The following is a 17049-nucleotide window of genomic DNA, read 5'->3' on the forward strand; positions in this document are numbered from 1 at the left end:
CGGCGACGATGATGTGCCGATGCGACGAAGAAGGGTGCCCGACCACTCCTGGGCCGCGGAGCCGGATCCCCTGCTGGCTCTCGTCCGAAGGGACATGGCGTTCTACGCGCGGGCCTCCGACCGCGCCCGGCGGCTGCACCACGCCACCGAGCTCGGCGCTCTGCTGTCGACGTCGGTGACCGTCGTCGCCGCCGGGCTGCACGCCCCCGCCTGGCTGACCGCGCTGATCGCGGGCGGTGCCGTCTTCTTCACCGGCATGCGCCAGCTGTACGGCGCCGGCTCGCGCTGGGTGCTGGCCGCGCAGGCGCGGGAGTCGCTGCGCCGGGCACTCGACCGCTACCTGCTCCTGCCGGAGACCGAACGCGACGCGGCGGCCCGGCAGGCCCTGCAGGCGGTGGTCGAGGAGGTCAGCGCGAACGAACTGCGCGCCTGGTCCGAGACGCAGAGCGGGCGCCCGGAAGTGCCCGGGCCCCCGGTCGGAGCCTGATGCGAGGGGCCGGTCAGGGCCCCGGCTGCGTCCGGGGCCGCTCCTCGACCTCACCCACGTGGGCCGCCACCGCCGCGCGCGCCGCCTCCGGGGCGCGGGCGGCGAGGGCGCGGTGGATGGCGGCGGGTTCGCGGCGGGTGCGGGCGAAGGCACCCTCCTTGCCCGACACCGTCGCCAGGCTCTCCGGCCTGGTCACCGAGACGGCCCCGGGCGCCCGTACCCCCGCCGGCCGGCGCCCGTACACCGACACGGCCCTGGACGTCTTCGGCCCCGGCCGGCTGATGGCCGGCTCGGACCGGCCGGTGTGCACGCCGGCCATGTCGTACACCGAGGTCCACGCCCTCACCGGGGAGCTGACCGCGGAACTCGGGGAGGCGGAGCGGGCCGCGCCGGCCGAGGGCACCGCGGCCCGGGTCTACGACCTCTGAGCCACCCCCGCCAGCCGCGTCGGCGGCAGGTACTCCCGCACGAACGTCCGCTCCCAGCAGGCCCCCGTCTCCCGCAGCTCCCGCCAGCTCGTGTACCGGTAGCGGAACAGCCGGGCCCGGACGTAGCGGGGCGGGGTGTCCGGCGGGAACGGGGAGCGGCGCAGCAGCCTCAGCGTGTCCCGGTCGTTCTCCAGCAGGCGTTCCACCAGGGCGCCGAACCACTCCCCGGCGTAGCCGGGCGACAGCGCCGCGAACCACATCAGCCAGTCCAGGCGCAGGTGGTAGGGGGCGAACTGGCGCGGCCAGCGCCGAGGGTCGCCGGGCTTGCCCCTGAACGCGTACTCCCGCCAGTCGGAGTCCGGGCGCGGGGCGTCGTCCAGCGTGCCCTCGACCACCACCTCGTAGCGCACCCGGCTGACGCTGCCGAACGCGCCGTAGGTGTTCACCAGGTGCAGTGGATCGAAGGAGCGGTTCATCACCTGGCGGCGGGAGACCATGTTCCGCACCGGGCGGTAGCTGAGGAAGACGAGCAGCGCGGCGACCGCGAGCACCAGCACCTCGTACCACAGCGGCGCCGCCGGCACGGACGGCGCCGTCGCCGGCAGCCGGAGCGCGGCCAGGGCCAGCACGATGGTGATCCAGTTCAGCCAGGCGAAGTTCCCGGACAGCACCAGCCACAACTGGGTGACGATCATCAGGGCGGCGGCGGCCGAGGCGATCGGCTGCGGGGTGAACAGCAGGACCGGCACGACCAGCTGGGTGACGTGGTTGGCGGCCACCTCCACCCGGTGCAGCGGCTTCGGCAGACGGTGGAAGAACCAGCTGAGCGGGCCCGGCATCGGCTGGGTCTCGTGGTGGTAGTACAGGCAGGTCAGCTTCCGCCAGCAGGCGTCGCCGCGCAGTTTGATCAGCCCGGCGCCGAACTCCACCCGGAACAGGATCCAGCGCAGCAGGAAGAGCACGACGAGCGGCGGCGCCACCTCGTCGTTGCCGAGGAACGCGGCCAGGAACCCCGTCTCCAGCAGCAGCGACTCCCAGCCGAACGCGTACCACGTCTGGCCCACGTTGACGATCGACAGGTACAGCGCCCACGGCACCAGCCACAGCAGGATCCCGGCCCACAGCGGCAGCGCGGAGTCCGCCCCGGCCAGCAGGGCCGCCGCCACCGCGCAGCCCGTCCAGGCGCAGGCCGCGAAGAAGCGGTCGGAGTAGTGCAGGTGGAACAGGCTGGGGGCGCGCCGGAACCCCACCCGGGCGGTGAAGCGGGGGATCGGCAGCATCCCGCGCTCGCCCAGCAGGGCCCGGAACTGCAGGGCCGCCGTCAGGAACGCGACCAGGTACAGGGCGGCCAGAGCCCGCTGGAGGACCAGCCGGCTCAGCCAGTAGTCGGGTGCGGTGAACCAGTCCACGGCTGTGCGCGCCTCCTGTGCGGGGACACCGGCGCCTGTCTCTTCACGACGGTTCCCGAGTTGCCAGCCAAAGCTGGGCAATGCCAACAATAGGGCGTAATCACCCACAGTGATGCGGAGTGTGCGGTGCGGATACCCACCCGATCCATCGTCACGGCCTGCGTCGTCCTCGTGACGCTCCTGGTCGCGGGCTGCGCGGGCACCGGCGTCAAGCAGACCACGGCGGGGGAGCTGGTCCTCCTGCAGACCGCCACCGAGCGGGGGCCGGGGCCCTTCACCGAGTCCACGGACACCGGCGTCCCGCGGCCAGAGTCCCCGCGGGCCACCGCCCGGGTCCAGCGTGGCGACGTCGAGGCGCCCCTGCGCGCGGCGCGCACCCTGTCCGGCGCGACACCCGGCCTGTACCGGGGCTCCCCGCGCGTCGCCGGCTGCGACGTCGAGCGGCACATTCGCCGGCTGACGGCGGACGAGGCCAGGGCGGATGCCTTCGCCGGGGTGGCCGGCGTCACCCGGGCGGCGCTCCCCGGCTATCTGCGCGGCCTGACCCCGGTCTTCCTCGGCGCCGACACCCGCGTCACCAACCACGCCTACCGCGGCCGCGAGGCGTCCCCCTACCAGGCCGTGCTCCAGGCCGGCACCGCCGTCCTCGTCGACAACCGGGGCATGCCCCGGGTGCGCTGCGCCTGCGGCAACCCGCTGGACGAGCCCGCGCCGACCCGCGGCGGCGCCGGTGCCCGCGGCACCCCGTGGGCCGGCTACCGGCCGAACCAGGTGGTCGTGGTGGCCCCGGCGTCCCGCACCGTCACCAGCCTCACGATCGTCGACGCCGCGACCCGTACCTGGATCGAGCGCCGGGTCGGCCCCGATGTCCGCCGGGACCGGGTCGTGCCCAGGCCCCCGGGCGCCGCCACCAGCCCGGCCGACCCCGGCCGGGCCGACCCCGGCCGGGCGGACGCCGGAGCGGCGGTCACCGGGCAGCCCAGCCCCGGCGACAGCGGCCCGGCCGTCTCCCCGGACCCCGGCGCCGTACCGCCGTCGCCCTCCGGCTCCGCGGCACCGGACCGCCGTACCGGCTCCCCGGACCCGGCCACCGCCACCACCGCGGCCGAGTCTCCGCCCCCCGGCGATCCCCCCTCCGACCCCGCCCGCGACCCCGCCCGCGACCCCGCCCCCGATCCCGTCCTCTCCCTCGTCCCCTCGCCCGGCCCCTCCGGCGAGACGGGCGCCCCCCGGATCCAGGGCGCGCCCGACGGCGCCGGCCCGACCCCGGCCGGCCCGTCCGCCGCCGGATCCGGCACCGCCACCCCCGGCACGACCGGCACCGCCCCCGGCGGCCCCGCCGGCCTGCCCGGTGGCTGAACCCCCGGTCAGGCCGCCGATCAGGTCGAAGAATCGGCCGGATCCTGGCAGTGTGGGCCCCATGGCCGATCGGGGCGCGAGCGCCCTGTCACTCCCGGAGGGCTGGCCTGCACACCCGGACCCCGTCCTCGCGCTCAACCGCATGGGCAGTTTCGACTGGGACCTGGACGCCGGTCTCTTCCACATGGACGCCCAGGCCTTCGAGGTGTTCGACCTGCGGCCCGAGGAGTACGACGAGCGCCCGGAAACCCTCGCCGTACGGGTGCCGCCGCCGGAGGCCGCCCGGCTGGACGCGGTCGTCGCCCGCGCGATCAAGGACGGCAGCGAGAACTACGGCACCTACTTCCGCATCCGCTGCCGCGACGGCAGCCTGCGCTGGACCCATACCCAGGGCTACATCCGGCGCGACGAGACCGGCCGCCCGCGCCGGGTCGTCGGCATCGTCCGCGACGCCACCCAGGAACTCGCCGACAGCACCGCCCGCAGCCTGCGGGCCGCCCAGGACGAGGCCTTCCGGCAGCAGACCAGCGTCGTCCAGGTCATCTCCGCCGCCCTCGCCCACGCCCGCAGCGTCCAGGACGTCATCGACGTCCTCAAGGACACCCACGGCGTGCGCCACCTGGGCGCGGCCAGCCTGGTGATGGGTCTGGTGGAGGCGGGCCGGATCCGGCTGGTGGCCGAGGGGCCCGCGGGCGCCTCCGTCCCCGGCACCCGCATCACCCGGATCGACGAGCAGTACCCCATGAGCGAGGTCGTCCGCACCCTCAGCCCCCGGTTCATCGAGTCCCCGGAGGAGTTCGCGGCCGGCTACCCGATCCTCTGGCCGCACCTGACCGACCTGCACATCACCTCGGCCGCCTATCTGCCCCTGATCGCCCAGGGCCGTCCGATAGGCGCCATGGGCCTGCTCTACGACGACCGGCGCGGCTTCTCCGCCGAGGAACGCGCCGTCCTGGTCGCCCTGGGCAGCAGCATCGCGCAGAGCCTCATGCGGGCCATGCTCTTCGAACAGGAGAAGGACCTCGCCCAGGGCCTCCAGCAGGCCATGCTGCCCCGCACCATCCCCAGCGTCCGCGGCGCCGAGATCGCGGTCCGCTACCGCTCGGCCGCCCTGGACCGGGACATCGGTGGCGACTGGTACGACCTCATCCCGCTGCCCGGTGGGCGGGTCGGCGCGGTCATCGGCGACGTCCAGGGCCACGACACGCACGCGGCGGCCGTCATGGGCCAGCTGCGGATCGTGCTGCGCGCCTACGCCGCCGAGGGCCACACCCCGGCCACCGTGATGGCCCGCGCCTCCGTCTTCCTGCACGAACTCGACACCGACCGGTTCGCCACCTGCCTGTACGCCGAGGCCGACCTGTCCACCGGGGTCGTCCAGGTGGTCCGGGCGGGGCACATCGACCCACTGATCCGGCACCGCGACGGCAGCTGCGCCCGGATCACCGTCGAGGGCGGACTGCCGCTCGGCCTGTCCGCCGAGTTCGGCCGGCTGGAGTACCCGGTCGCCACCCTCGAACTCGATCCCGGGCACACCCTGCTGTTGTGCACCGACGGGCTCGTCGAACAGCCCGGCACCGATCTCGACGACAGCATGCGGGCCCTGGCCGCATTCGTCGCGGACGGCCCGGAGGAAGTGCGCGACCTCGCCGACCGGCTGATCCGGCTGTCCGAGGAGCAGGGCGGCGACGACGACGTGGCCCTGCTCCTGCTGCGCCGCTGCACCCCCGAGACCGCGCCCGTCGGCGGCCGGCTCCGGCAGCACGTGGCGCCCGGCGACCCGGAGGCCCTCGTCCAGGCCCGGCACATGATCCGCGCCGCGGTCCGCGCCTGGGGCGCCCGCGACCGCGCCTACGAGATCGAGCTGGCCGCCGACGAGCTGATCACCAACGCGCTGGTGCACACCGAGGGCTCCGCGATCGTCACCCTGCGGGCCCTGTCCGGCGGTGGCCGCCGGCTGCGCATCGAGGTCGAGGACTCCTCCAGCGCGCTGCCCCGGCGCCGGGACGCCGGGGAGAGCCGGGTGTCCGGCCGCGGTCTGCTCCTCGTGGACCGGCTCGCCGACGGATGGGGCGTGGAGGCGCGGGGCGGCGGCAAGGCGGTGTGGTGCGAGTTCCGGCTGCCGTGAGGCACCGGCCGGGCCGACCGCAGGGCGTTGTCGGTGCCGGATGGCACCCTGGACCTATGCCGGAACTGCCCGAGGTAGAAGCGCTGACGGACTTCCTCACCGAGCACCTGGTCGGCCGCCGGGTGGTGCGGGTGCTGCCGGTCGCCGTCAGCGTGCTGAAGACGTACGACCCCCCGGTCGGCGCCGTCGAGGGCGGCGCGGTGACCGCCGTGCGCCGGTACGGCAAGTTCCTGGACATGGAGACGGACGGCGGGCTGCACCTCGTGGTCCATCTGGCCCGCGCGGGCTGGTTGCACTGGAAGGACCGGCTGCCGGACGGCCCGCCGAAGCCCGGCAAGGGCCCGCTGGCGCTGCGCGTGGCGCTGGAGACCGGCGAGGGCTTCGACCTGACCGAGGCCGGCACCCAGAAGCGGCTCGCCGTGTACGTCGTCGGCGATCCGCGTGAGGTCCCGGGCATCGCCCGCCTCGGCCCGGACCCGCTCGCCGCCGACTTCGACGAGGACCGCTTCGCCGCCCTGCTCCGGGACGAACGGCGGCAGCTGAAGGGTGCCCTGCGCGACCAGTCGCTGATCGCGGGCGTCGGCAACGCCTACAGCGACGAGATCCTGCACGCCGCGAAGATGTCCCCGTTCAAGCTCGCCGCGTCCCTCACCCCGCAGGAGACCCACCGGCTGTACACGGCGCTGCGCGACACGCTCACCGAGGCGGTCGAGCGTTCCCGCGGGGTGGCGGCCGGCCGGCTGAAGTCGGAGAAGAAGAGCGGCCTGCGCGTCCACGGCCGTACCGGCGAGCCCTGCCCGGTGTGCGGCGACACCATCCGCGAGGTCTCCTTCAGCGACTCCTCGCTCCAGTACTGCCCGACCTGCCAGACGGGCGGCAAGCCGCTGGCCGACCGCCGGCTGTCCCGCCTGCTGAAGTGAGCCCGGGGTCAGCGCTGGCTGTTGCGGAAGCCGATGACGACCGCTCCCCACCAGCACACCTGGGACACCACCGCGGTGCCGGCGCACCGGACGAGCAGGCGCGGCGCCACGGAGCCGTCCTGTCGGGCGCGCATGCGCCGGGCGAGCCGTCCGGCCTGCAGGCCGTTGAGGGCGAGCCCGAGGACCAGGGCGAGCTTGACCCGGGTGAGGGGGGCACCGAGGTCGGGGTGGAGCAGGACTCCGCTGGCCACCAGTCCGGCGAGCCCGGCCCAGATCGGCACGTGCAGCCGGGCGGTGCCGTCCAGGGCCTCCGTCAGGGAGCAGCGACCGGTCAGCCAGAGCAGGGCGTGGTAGTCGGCGGCCAGCACGGCACCGAAGCCCAGCACCAGGGAGGCGAGGTGGACGAAGAGGGCGGCGGTGTGCAGAGTGGCGTCCACGCGCAGGTGCACCGAGACCCAGGCACAGGCCGCGAGACCCAGACAGAGACCGGCCGCCGCCGCGCCGGCCGTCCACCACGTGTCGTACAGGCCCAGCCGTGACGCGGAGGTCGCCTCGGGGGACACGGGGGACACGGGGGGTTCGGGCACTGCGGACACGGACTGCTCCTGGAAGATTCACAGCAAAACTCAGGCAAGGCTTACCTAAGATGAATCTTCGGTCAAGGTCCGGCGTCGCTACCGTGTCCCTACCGTGACCAGCACCTTTCCCTCCGTCGTGCGGACCTCGTAGCGCTCGATCTGGTCCGGGTGCATCGCCGCCGCGCCCATCGTGGTGGTGGGCCGGGTGCCGTCGCCCGGGTTGGTCCAGCCGGCGACCACCTGTTCGCTGCCGTCGCGGCCGACCGCGACCAGCCGGCAGGTGTGCGCCCCGGAGCCGTCCTTGACCTCCAGGCGCAGGTCGCTGCCCCAGTCCCGGTCCGCGGAGGTGACCTGCGCCCATACCCCGGTCCGCGGGTCGGTCGCCGCCGTGACGTGTGCCGCGGCCGGCTCCGTGTGGCTGGAGAAGGCCACGGTCCCCGGGCCGGCCACGGCCAGCGCCACGGAGGCGGCCAGTCCGTACAGCAGCCGGCGGCGACGCGCCCGGTGCCGGTGCGCCAGCTCGCCGAGCAGCCGGTCCAGCAGCCGGGGGCCGGGCTGTGTCATGGGGTGCACGAATCGCGGCGTGGCCCGGCGGTACAGCATCAACTGCCGGGTGGTCGCCCCGAATTCGGTCACGTGTGCCGCGCACTGGGGGCACTCCATGAGGTGGTCCTCGAAGCGGAAGGCCTCCGCCTCGTCCAGCACGCCGAGCGCGTACGCGCCGACGTCGCGATGCCTTTCCAGGGACCTCATGCCGAATCCTCGTGCCGATGGGTGTGGGTGGGGTTACTCCTTGCTCCCACCCGTACGCAGCCGACCGCCGAATCACTCAAGCCGCGCACAGAATCGCGGACAAGAGATTCGGAGCGGCCCGGCCCGCGGATTGGTGTGAATTCCGGAAGGTTCAGAAGAGGTGGATCGCGAGGTGCCCCAGGGGCAGTCCGAGCCGCCAGGCCGGTGTCCACACCTTCGGCCCGTCGTCCTCCCCGAACACCCCGCCGCCGCCCGGCACCGCGTCCAGGTCCGGCGCGAGCAGCTCGGTCTCCTCCAGCCACCGCCAGGCGTCGGCCGCCAGCGCCAGGTCGGGGTCGGGGGCGTCCGAGCCGGCCGCCCGCTCCGTCAGCTCGGCCATGCGCGCCCGCACCCAGTCCCGCCACGGCTGGTCGTAGGCGGTCAGCGACAGCCAGTTCTCCAGCTGGGAGATCACCCGGATGCCGGACAGCTCCCCGTCGGTGTCGGACAGGAAGACGGTCAGCGCCAGCGCGTCCCGGCCGGCCCGGAACTCGAAGGACGTCGGTGGCATCAGATCGCCGGTGCGCAGCAGCTCGTCGGCGATGTACTCGGCGTACAACCAGGCCATGGGGACGGCCAGTTCACCGCCGTCGGTGCCGTCCGTGCTCTCGTGCCCTCTGTGCAGCATCCCTTCCTGCCCTTCCTCCGGTGCGTGCGCGTCACCCGAACCCGGGGCCGCCCCCGACCGGAACGCGGATGAGGACAGCCCATTGCCCGAACGGGGGCCACAGCAAGGCGCTTTACCGAGGTTTGACCAGGCTTCCGGTTTCACCGCAGGTCGGCCGTGTAACCGGGAAGGACCCGGCGCAGGGCGCGCAGCGCGTAGTACGCGCGGGATTTCACCGTACCGGGTGGAATGCCCAGGGTCTGCGCCGCTTCCGCCACACTGGCCCCGAGGAAGTACACGAGTACCAGGACGTCACGGTGCTCGGGCGTGAGTGTCTTCACAGCCTCCCGGACGTCCAGCATCGCCGCCGCCCGCTCGGCGTGGTCGGCGGTCACCCGCGCGTTCTCGGGGATCTCGTCGCCGATCTCGGGCGGCCGCGCCTGCCGGGCCCGCCGGGCGTCGATGGCGAGCCGCCGGGCCACGGTGAGCAGCCAGGGCCGTACCGAGTCGAAGTCGTCGGCGTGCAGCGCCTCGGGATGCTGCCAGGCGCGCACCAGGGTCTCCTGCACGAGGTCCTCGGCGCGCTGCCGGTCTCCGTCGCAGAGCCTGAACAGCAGGGCGAACAGGGGGCCGCCGTGCTCGCGCTGGAGCGCGGCCAGCTCGTGCTCGGCGGTCGTCGTCCCGGGGGTGAGTGAGGTTCCGGCCGTCATGGCCGTATCGCAGCGCAGGGCGCGGCCCGGCGGACAGGGGGCGGGCCCGGTCGTGCGACGGACGGTCGATCGCGTCGGCGAACGGTCGGACGAGCGGTACGCCGGGCCACCGGACGGGCTAATGACACGACCCGGGCTGTTTATCCGGCACATCAGATTCATACCCATATGCCCGTCACGGCTTCGTCTGTATATACGACAATCTTGGGGTGAGTTGATGATCGGACGCAGACAGCAGGTGGCTCTGGCCCTGACCGCCGTCCTCGCGGCCGGGGCGGCCTGCCAGAACCAGCACCGGGAGACCGGCGCCCAGGGACGCTCGGCGCCCGCCGCGCCCGGCGGCTTCACCCTCGTCGCCTCCGGGGACGTCCTGCCGCACACCTCCGTCATCGAACGGGCCGCCTACGACGCGGGCGGCAACGGCCACGACTTCCGCCCCATGCTGGCCGGCGTCGCACCCGTCGTCTCCGGCGCCGACCTGGCACTGTGTCACATGGAGACCGTCTACGGCGCCGAGGGCGACTACGCCGGCTACCCCGTCTTCAAGTCCCCGCCGCAGATCGCCGCGGGCCTCGCCGCGACCGGCTACGACGGCTGCTCCACCGCCTCCAACCACGCCCTGGACGACGGGGCCGCCGGCATCCAGCGCACCCTCGACGCCATGGACAAGGCCGGTCTGCGGCACTCCGGGACCGCCCGCAGCGAGACCGAGGCCCGCACGGTCACGATGCTGCGGGCGGGCTCGGCCAAGGTCGCCCATCTGTCGTACACCTTCGGCACCAACGGCAACGCGATGCCACCCGGACAGCCCTGGGCGGTCAACCTGATCGACGCCGACCGGATGATCGCCGACGCCCGCGCCGCCCGGCGGGGCGGCGCCGACGTGGTCGTGCTCTCCGTCCACTGGGGCACCGAGTGGCAGGACGAGCCCGACCGGCTCCAGCTCTCCCTCGCCCAGCGGCTCACCGCCTCGGCCACCGACGGCCACCCGGACATCGACCTGATCCTCGGCACCCACGCCCACGTCCCGCAGGCGTACGAGAAGGTCAACGGCACCTGGGTGGTCTACGGCATGGGCGACCAGATCGCCGGCGAGATGTACAACGGCGACGGCGCCCAGGACCCGCGCGGCAACGAGTCCACCCTCGGCCGCTTCACCTTCGCCCCGCCCGCCCGGCCGGGCGAGCCCTGGCGGGTGGCCAAGGCCGAGTTCGTCCCGCAGCTGTACGACCTGGACGCCGGCCGCGTCCTCGACCTCAACCACGCCATCGCCCAGGGCGCCGAGCTGGAGGCGGTGCGCGACCGCATCAGGAACGTCGTGCTCAGCCGGGGGGCCGCCCAGGACGGCCTGGTCATGGCGGAGTGATCAGCCCCGGCCGGCGCGTTGCCCGGTGGCCAGCACCGAGCGCCGGTAGGAGTAGCCGAAGTAGATCACGCAGCCGATCAGGAACCACAGCGCGAACCGCACCCACGTCTGCCACTGCAGGAACGTGATCAGCCAGATCGAGAAGACGACACCCAGCGCGGGCACCACCGGCATCCCCGGCGTCCGGAAGGAGCGCGGCAGCTCCGGCTGCCGGTAGCGCAGCACGATCACCGCCGTGCACACCACCACGAACGCCAGCAGGATGCCGATGTTGGTCAGCTCGGCCGCCTCGCCGATCGGCACGAACCCGGCGATGGCGGCCGAGGCCGCCCCGACGATCCAGGTCACGCGGGTCGGCACGTGCCGCGTCGGGTGCGTCTTGGCGAACCACCGGGGCAGCAGCCCGTCCCGGGACATCGAGAACCACACCCGGGTCACGCCCAGCATGAACGTGAACATCACCGTGAGGATGCCGATGATCGCGCCGACGGCGATCACGTCCGCCAGCGCGCCCAGGCCCACCGACTTGAACGCCGTCGAGAAGCCGCTCTCCTTGTCGATGTCCTTGTAGTTCTGCATGCCGGTCAGCACCAGGCAGGCCGCCACGTACAGCACCATGGAGATCACCAGCGAGTAGATGATCGCCTTCGGCATGTGCCGCTGGGCGTCCTTCGACTCCTCGGCCGCCGTCGACATCGCGTCGTAGCCGAACACCGCGAAGAACACCGTCGCGGCGCCCGTGAACGCCCCGCTGATGCCGAACGGGAAGAACGGGCTGTAGTTGCCCGAATCGATGTGGAACACGCCCACGCCGATCACCAGCAGCACCACCAGCACCTTCAGCACGACCACGAACGTCTCGAAGCGGGCCGCGCTGCGGATCCCCAGGTTCAGCAGCCACGCGATCAGCAGGCACAGCACCACCGCGAACAGGTCCACCCGATGCCCGGAGCCCGTACCGGGCGCCCCCAGCATCCAGGCGGGCAGGTGCGCGCCCATCGCCTCGACCAGGAAGCCGAAGTAGCCGGAGATGCCGATGGCCACCACGGCCACGATCGCGGTGTACTCCAGCAGCAGGTCCCAGCCGATGAACCAGCCCGCGAACTCGCCGAGCACCGCGTACCCGTAGGTGTAGGCCGAGCCCGCCTTCGGGATCATCCCGGCGAACTCGGCGTACGACAGCGCGGCGCAGGCGCTCGCGACACCGGCGATCAGGAAGGAAACCAGCACCGCGGGCCCCGCCGTGCCGTTCGCCACCGTGCCGGCCAGCGTGAAGATGCCCGCTCCGATGATGCCGCCGACACCGATGGCGGTCAGCTGCCAGAGCCCCAGCGACTTGTCCAGCCGGGTGCCCTCGCCGACCTCGGTCTCCTCGATGTGCTCGATGGGTTTGCGGCGGAGAATCCCCTCGCCCGCACGGAGCTTGGCCATACGCCTCACCTCTTCGCCGACGGCAAACGGCTGACGGCGGATCATGATGGCTCAGCACGGACCCGCAGGGAAGACACCACGCACGGCGGCCGACCGGGGCCCGTGGCTATGGCCTCCTACGGTACGACCGTCACCGGCCAGCGGCCCGTCTTGACCAGGCGGACCGCCACCGAGCCGATGATCCGGTGGCCGGCCTGCTCCGAGGCGCCCACCACGACCGCGTCCGCCTTCAGCTCGTCCGCCGCCTTGACCAGCCCGTTGTACGGGTCGCCGCGGAAGGTGTGGAACTCCCAGCGCACCTCGAAGATCCCCTTGAGCCGCTCGGCGCCCTCCCGGATCTGCGCGACCAGGTCCTCGGCGATCTCGTCGGTGGTCTCCGCCACCGGTGCCCCGAGCGCCGCCCCGGCGGCGAGCACCGGCTGCACGTACACCACCGCCAGCAGCGCGTGCTGGCGCCGGGCCAGGCCGGCCGCGTACGCGGCCGCCCGCATCGAGGAGTCGGAGCCGTCCACCCCGACCACGATGACCTTCGGACCGTCCGTGCCCCGCTCGAACCGGTGTGCGGGCGAGTGCTGCTCGTGCTGTTCCGTCACGGCCGTGAGGCTATCGGAACCGACCGTTCCCGAAGAAGCGGCGGCTGCCCGGACCGCTCGACGGGCGAGCCGCGGCACCCCTTCCTAGAGTCGGAACCATGACCGCCACCGCGGAGCCCGCCGCCGGCGGGGACGCCACGGCCCCGGCACGTCCGCCCGCAGGCGGCCGCCTCGGCTGGGTCCCGGAGGCCTTCGCGACCCTCTTCGCCGCGCTCGGCCTGCTGTGCGCCCTGCTCGCGGTCGTCCCCCCGCTGCGCGGCCCGCTCCGCCCGGTCGCCCGCACCCTCGACCTGCTCCTGGTCCCCGTCAGCGCCAACCTCGCCTACGCCGTCTTCCTGTTCCTGCTGGCCGGCGCCACCGCCGCCCGCAAGAAGGTCGCCTGGTGGCTGGTCGTCGTCTATCTCGGCCTGCTGGTCCTCACCGACGCGCTCGGCGCGGCCGCCGGCCTGTACACCGCTTCACTGCCGTCCCTGGTGCTGTGCGCGCTGCTGCTGCTCCTGCTGGTCCTGGCCCGCCACGAGTTCTACGCCGCCTCCCGCCGCGGTGCCGTGTGGCGGGCCCTGGCCGTGCTGCTGGCCGGGCTGGCCGTGGCGATCCTGCTCGGCTGGGGCCTGGTGCTGCTCTTCCCGGGCACGCTCCCGGCGGGCCAGCACCTGGCCTGGGCGGCCGACCGGGTGTGCGGCGGACTGGTCTCGGCCGGCTCCTTCGCCGGCCGCCCACCGCGCGAGATCACCTTCCTGCTCGGCCTGTTCGGCGCCCTCGCCCTGCTCAACGCCGCCGCCGCGCTGTTCCGCTCGCAGCGCCTGGAGGCCGCCCTGCACGGCGACGAGGAGGCCCGCATCCGAGCCCTGCTGAAGGCGTACGGCGAACGGGACTCCCTCGGCTACTTCGCCACCCGGCGCGACAAGGCCGTCGTCTTCTCACCCAGCGGCAAGGCGGCCGTCACCTACCGTGTCGAGGTCGGCGTGTGCCTGGCCGGCGGGGACCCCGTGGGCGACCCGGAGGCCTGGCCGCACGCCATCGACGCCTGGCTGGACGTCGCCCGCCGGCACGCCTGGGCGCCCGCCGTGATCGGCGCCTCCGAGGCCGGCGCCCGCGCCTGCGCCCGCGCGGGCCTGGGCGCCCTCCAGCTCGGCGACGAGGCCATCGTGCACGTGGCCTCCTTCGACCTGCAGGGACGCGAGATGCGCGTCACCCGGCAGGCCGTGCACCGGGTCCGCCGTACCGGGGCCGTCTGCCGCATCCGCCGGCACGCGAGCCTCACCGAACGCGAGATGGAGGAGATCGTCGGCAAGGCCGACGCCTGGCGGGACACCGAGACCGAGCGCGGCTTCTCCATGGCCCTGGACCGGCTCGGCGACCCCGCCGACGGCGACTGCCTGCTCGTGGAGGCCCTCGGCGAGGGCGGCCGGCTGCTCGCCCTGCTCTCCTTCGTGCCCTGGGGCCGCGACGGCGTCTCCCTGGACCTGATGCGCCGTGACCGGACCGCCCCCAACGGCGTCATGGAGTTCATGGTCGCCGAACTGTGCGCCGCCGCGCCGAAACTGGGCGTGCGCCGCATCTCGCTGAACTTCGCCGTCTTCCGGTCGGTCTTCGAGGAGGGCGCCCGCATCGGCGCCGGACCGGTCCTGCGGCTCTGGCGCCGGCTGCTGCTGTTCTTCTCCCGCTGGTGGCAGCTGGAGGCGCTGTACCGCTCCAACGCCAAGTACCGCCCCGAGTGGTACCCGCGCTTCCTCTGCTACGGCGACACCGCCGCCCTCGCCCGCATCGGCCTCGCCTCCGGCATCGCCGAGGGCTTCGTCTCCGTACCCAGCTTGCGCAAACTCTGGGGAAAGGGGCACCCGGGAACCGGACGGCGGCCCGCCGCAACGGCGGTCCCGCCGTCCGTGCAGGCGCTCGGCCTCGACGGAGGGGACCAGGCCGGGCCCGCCGCCCCGGACGCGGGCCTGCCCGACCAGGTCCGCGTCCGGTACCGCACCCTCGACCGGCTGCGCGCCACCGGCACCGACCCCTACCCGGTCGGCGTCCCCGCGCCGACCCACGCCCTCGCCGACGTCACCCCGGGCACGGACGTCACCGTCGCCGGACGCGTCCTGCTGGTCCGCGACTTCGGCGGCATCGTCTTCGCCGTGCTGCGCGACTGGTCCGGCGACCACCAGATCGCCCTCACCCGTGACGGCTCCGGCCCGGCGGCCCTGGACCGCTTCACCGCCGACATCGACATCGGCGACCACATCACCGTCACCGGCCGCGCCGGCCTGTCCGACCGGGGCGAACCCACCGTCTTCGGCACCTCCTGGCAGCTCACCGGCAAGTGCCTGCACCCGCTGCCCGACAAGCGCCGCGGACTGACCGACCCCGAGGCCAAGGTCCGCCGCCGCCACCTGGACCTGATCACCAGCCCCGACGCCCGCGCCGTCGTCCGCGCCCGCTCCGCCGCCGTCCAGGCCCTGCGCCAGGGCCTGCTCGACCGCGGCTACCTGGAGGTCGAGACCCCGGTGCTCCAGCAGGTCCACGGCGGCGCCAACGCCCGCCCCTTCACCACCCACATCAACGCCTACGACCTCGACCTGTACCTGCGCATCGCCCCCGAGCTGTACCTGAAGCGGCTGTGCGTCGGCGGCCTGGAGAAGGTCTTCGAGCTGGGCCGCACCTTCCGCAACGAGGGCGTCTCGCACAAGCACAATCCCGAGTTCACCATGCTGGAGGCCTACCAGGCCCACGCCGACTACGACGTCATGCTCGACCTCGCCCGTGAACTGGTCCAGGCCGCGGCGACCGCCGCCTCGGGCTCCCCGGTGGTCCGCAAGGACGGCGCGGAGTACGACATCTCCGGGACCTGGCCGGTCAGGACCGTGTACGGGGCGGTCTCCGAGGCGGTCGGGGAGGAGATCGGCCCCGGCACCGAACTGCTGCGGCTGCACCGGCTCTGCGACCGCACCGGGGTGCCGTACACCGCCGACGACGGACCCGGTGACGTGGTGCTGGAGATGTACGAGCGGCTGGTCGAGCACCGGACCGGACCGCCCACCTTCTACAAGGACTTCCCGACCGACGTCTCCCCCCTGACCCGGCAGCACCGCACCGACCCGCGGCTCGCCGAGCGCTGGGACCTCGTGGCCTTCGGCACCGAACTCGGCACCGCCTACTCGGAGCTGACCGACCCCGTCGAACAGCGCCGCCGGCTCACCGAGCAGTCGCTGCTGGCCGCCGGCGGCGACCCGGAGGCCATGGAACTGGACGAGGACTTCCTCCAGGCCCTCGCCTACGCCATGCCCCCGACCGGCGGCCTCGGCCTCGGCGTGGACCGGATCGTCATGTTCCTCACCGGCCTGACGATCCGCGAGACGCTCCCGTTCCCGCTCGTGCGCCGCCGCTGACCCGCGCGAAGGGCCCGCGCTCGGACACGTGTTCCGGGAGGTACGGCCACTGCGCTGTCCGGGTGCATTCCGCCGCCGCACCGGTGCCGTCGGGGTGCGCCGGAGCCCGGTGGGGCGACTGATGGATCATGCAGAAGGATCAGTTGTTCACGCGGCGCCGGATGCTCCTCGCCGGCGTCGCCGCTCTGGGAGCGGCGGGCACCGCCGGGGTCGTCGTGGCGGGCGGCGGGGAGACCGCCGGGACCGCCGCGGCCCCCGTCGCCGGCCCGCAGGCCCGCCAGGCCCTCAATCCCTCCGCCTTCCGGCTCCAGCCGCTCACCGGATACGGCCCGCCGCGCGCCGCACCCCGCAGGCTGAAGGTGCGTGACGAACCCGTCCTGCAGATCTCCGGACGCGGCCGGCGCATGGTGCTGACCTTCGACGACGGCCCCCACCCGGAGTACACCCCGCACATCCTGGACACCCTCGCCAAGTACCGCGTACGGGCGATGTTCTTCGTGTGCGGCGAGTGTGTCGTGGAGAACAGGGAACTGCTGGCCCGGATGGCCGACGAGGGCCACGTGGTCGGCAACCACACCTGGACGCACCCGCTGCTGACCGAGCTGGACCGCGGGGAGATCCGCTCCGAGATGGAGAGCACCAGCGACGCCATCGAGGACGCCTACGGCGAGCGCCCGCAGTGGTTCCGCGCACCCTACGGCGCCTGGAACCGCGCCGCGTTCGAGCTCGGCGCCCAGCTGGGCATGGAGCCGATGGCCTGGACCGTGGACACCACCGACTGGATGGAGCCCGGCACCGACACCATCGTGGACCGGGTGGAGAGCGGCGCCGCCCCCGGCGTCGTGGGAGAGCACCACGACG

At 73.6% G+C, this 17049-nt stretch carries 15 protein-coding genes and 1 pseudogene; 8 read left to right on the plus strand and 8 right to left on the minus strand.

The genetic code is table 11. From position 1 onward, the window contains the following. The first annotated feature begins 19 nt into the window (after window positions 1-19). On the plus strand, window positions 20-487 hold the full coding sequence (locus ABZ923_RS24510; RefSeq protein ID WP_361475414.1) for a DUF4231 domain-containing protein: 468 nt from the start codon (window positions 20-22) through the stop codon (window positions 485-487). Window positions 488-500: 13 nt separating this feature from the next. Here the strand turns inward: ABZ923_RS24510 and ABZ923_RS24515 are convergent. Beyond that, a pseudogene (locus ABZ923_RS24515) lies at window positions 501-647 on the minus strand (GntR family transcriptional regulator); the annotation flags it as partial. Here ABZ923_RS24515 and ABZ923_RS24520 point away from each other — a divergent pair. Further along, the gene (locus ABZ923_RS24520; RefSeq protein ID WP_361475416.1) at window positions 604-915 is read left to right on the plus strand and encodes an amidohydrolase family protein; all 312 of its coding nucleotides are present in this window, start codon (window positions 604-606) and stop codon (window positions 913-915) included. The pseudogene ABZ923_RS24515 and the gene ABZ923_RS24520 sit on opposite strands and share 44 nt — an antisense overlap. On the opposite strand, the gene ABZ923_RS24525 is transcribed toward ABZ923_RS24520, so the two are convergent. Next, window positions 903-2324 (minus strand): lipase maturation factor family protein, encoded by a 1422-nt coding sequence (locus ABZ923_RS24525; protein ID WP_361475418.1) that lies wholly within the window; start codon window positions 2322-2324, stop codon window positions 903-905. The genes ABZ923_RS24520 and ABZ923_RS24525 overlap by 13 nt on opposite strands. 126 nt (window positions 2325-2450) lie before the next feature. Between ABZ923_RS24525 and ABZ923_RS24530 the strand changes: the two genes are divergently transcribed. The 3 genes from ABZ923_RS24530 to ABZ923_RS24540 all read left to right on the plus strand — a co-directional run bounded on the left by ABZ923_RS24530 (window position 2451) and on the right by ABZ923_RS24540 (window position 6731). After that, the gene (locus tag ABZ923_RS24530; protein ID WP_361475420.1) at window positions 2451-3683 is read left to right on the plus strand and encodes a DUF6777 domain-containing protein; all 1233 of its coding nucleotides are present in this window, start codon (window positions 2451-2453) and stop codon (window positions 3681-3683) included. 61 nt (window positions 3684-3744) lie between these two features. Further along, on the plus strand, window positions 3745-5811 hold the full coding sequence (locus tag ABZ923_RS24535; protein WP_361475422.1) for a SpoIIE family protein phosphatase: 2067 nt from the start codon (window positions 3745-3747) through the stop codon (window positions 5809-5811). Between the two features lie 56 nt (window positions 5812-5867). Beyond that, window positions 5868-6731, plus strand: a complete 864-nt coding sequence (locus tag ABZ923_RS24540; RefSeq protein WP_361475424.1) for a DNA-formamidopyrimidine glycosylase family protein — start codon at window positions 5868-5870, stop codon at window positions 6729-6731. Between the two features lie 8 nt (window positions 6732-6739). Here the strand turns inward: ABZ923_RS24540 and ABZ923_RS24545 are convergent, their stop codons facing one another. From ABZ923_RS24545 to ABZ923_RS24560, 4 genes are all read right to left on the minus strand, one after another. Beyond that, window positions 6740-7327, minus strand: a complete 588-nt coding sequence (locus tag ABZ923_RS24545; RefSeq protein WP_361475426.1) for a hypothetical protein — start codon at window positions 7325-7327, stop codon at window positions 6740-6742. Between the two features lie 78 nt (window positions 7328-7405). Beyond that, complete coding sequence (locus tag ABZ923_RS24550; protein ID WP_361475428.1) at window positions 7406-8062, minus strand: zf-HC2 domain-containing protein; 657 nt, start codon at window positions 8060-8062, stop codon at window positions 7406-7408. A gap of 151 nt (window positions 8063-8213) precedes the next feature. After that, on the minus strand, window positions 8214-8729 hold the full coding sequence (locus tag ABZ923_RS24555; RefSeq protein WP_361475430.1) for a hypothetical protein: 516 nt from the start codon (window positions 8727-8729) through the stop codon (window positions 8214-8216). Between the two features lie 140 nt (window positions 8730-8869). Beyond that, window positions 8870-9418 (minus strand): sigma-70 family RNA polymerase sigma factor, encoded by a 549-nt coding sequence (locus tag ABZ923_RS24560; RefSeq protein ID WP_361475432.1) that lies wholly within the window; start codon window positions 9416-9418, stop codon window positions 8870-8872. Between the two features lie 217 nt (window positions 9419-9635). On the opposite strand from ABZ923_RS24560, the gene ABZ923_RS24565 reads away from it, so the two are divergent. Continuing rightward, window positions 9636-10784 carry a CapA family protein gene (locus tag ABZ923_RS24565; protein ID WP_361475434.1) on the plus strand — a complete coding sequence of 383 codons (1149 nt, stop codon included), beginning with the start codon at window positions 9636-9638 and terminating at the stop codon, window positions 10782-10784. Here ABZ923_RS24565 and ABZ923_RS24570 read toward each other — a convergent pair whose 3' ends face one another. Together ABZ923_RS24570 and ABZ923_RS24575 are read right to left on the minus strand one after the other, a co-directional pair. Continuing rightward, complete coding sequence (locus tag ABZ923_RS24570; protein WP_361475436.1) at window positions 10785-12215, minus strand: amino acid permease; 1431 nt, start codon at window positions 12213-12215, stop codon at window positions 10785-10787. A 116-nt stretch (window positions 12216-12331) separates the two neighbouring features. Beyond that, on the minus strand, window positions 12332-12808 hold the full coding sequence (locus ABZ923_RS24575; RefSeq protein WP_361475438.1) for a universal stress protein: 477 nt from the start codon (window positions 12806-12808) through the stop codon (window positions 12332-12334). A 98-nt stretch (window positions 12809-12906) separates the two neighbouring features. Between ABZ923_RS24575 and lysX the strand changes: the two genes are divergently transcribed. Both lysX and ABZ923_RS24585 read left to right on the plus strand, forming a co-directional pair. Continuing rightward, a complete protein-coding gene (gene lysX / locus ABZ923_RS24580) occupies window positions 12907-16188 on the plus strand; it encodes a bifunctional lysylphosphatidylglycerol synthetase/lysine--tRNA ligase LysX (protein WP_361475440.1) in 3282 nt (1093 codons plus the stop codon). Window positions 16189-16316: 128 nt separating this feature from the next. Next, on the plus strand, window positions 16317-17049 hold a 733-nt coding region (locus ABZ923_RS24585), incomplete at its 3' end, for a polysaccharide deacetylase family protein (RefSeq protein WP_361475442.1).

Origin of the sequence: Streptomyces sp. NPDC046881 (assembly GCF_040645015.1) — a bacterium.
Classification (GTDB): Bacteria; Actinomycetota; Actinomycetes; order Streptomycetales; family Streptomycetaceae; genus Streptomyces.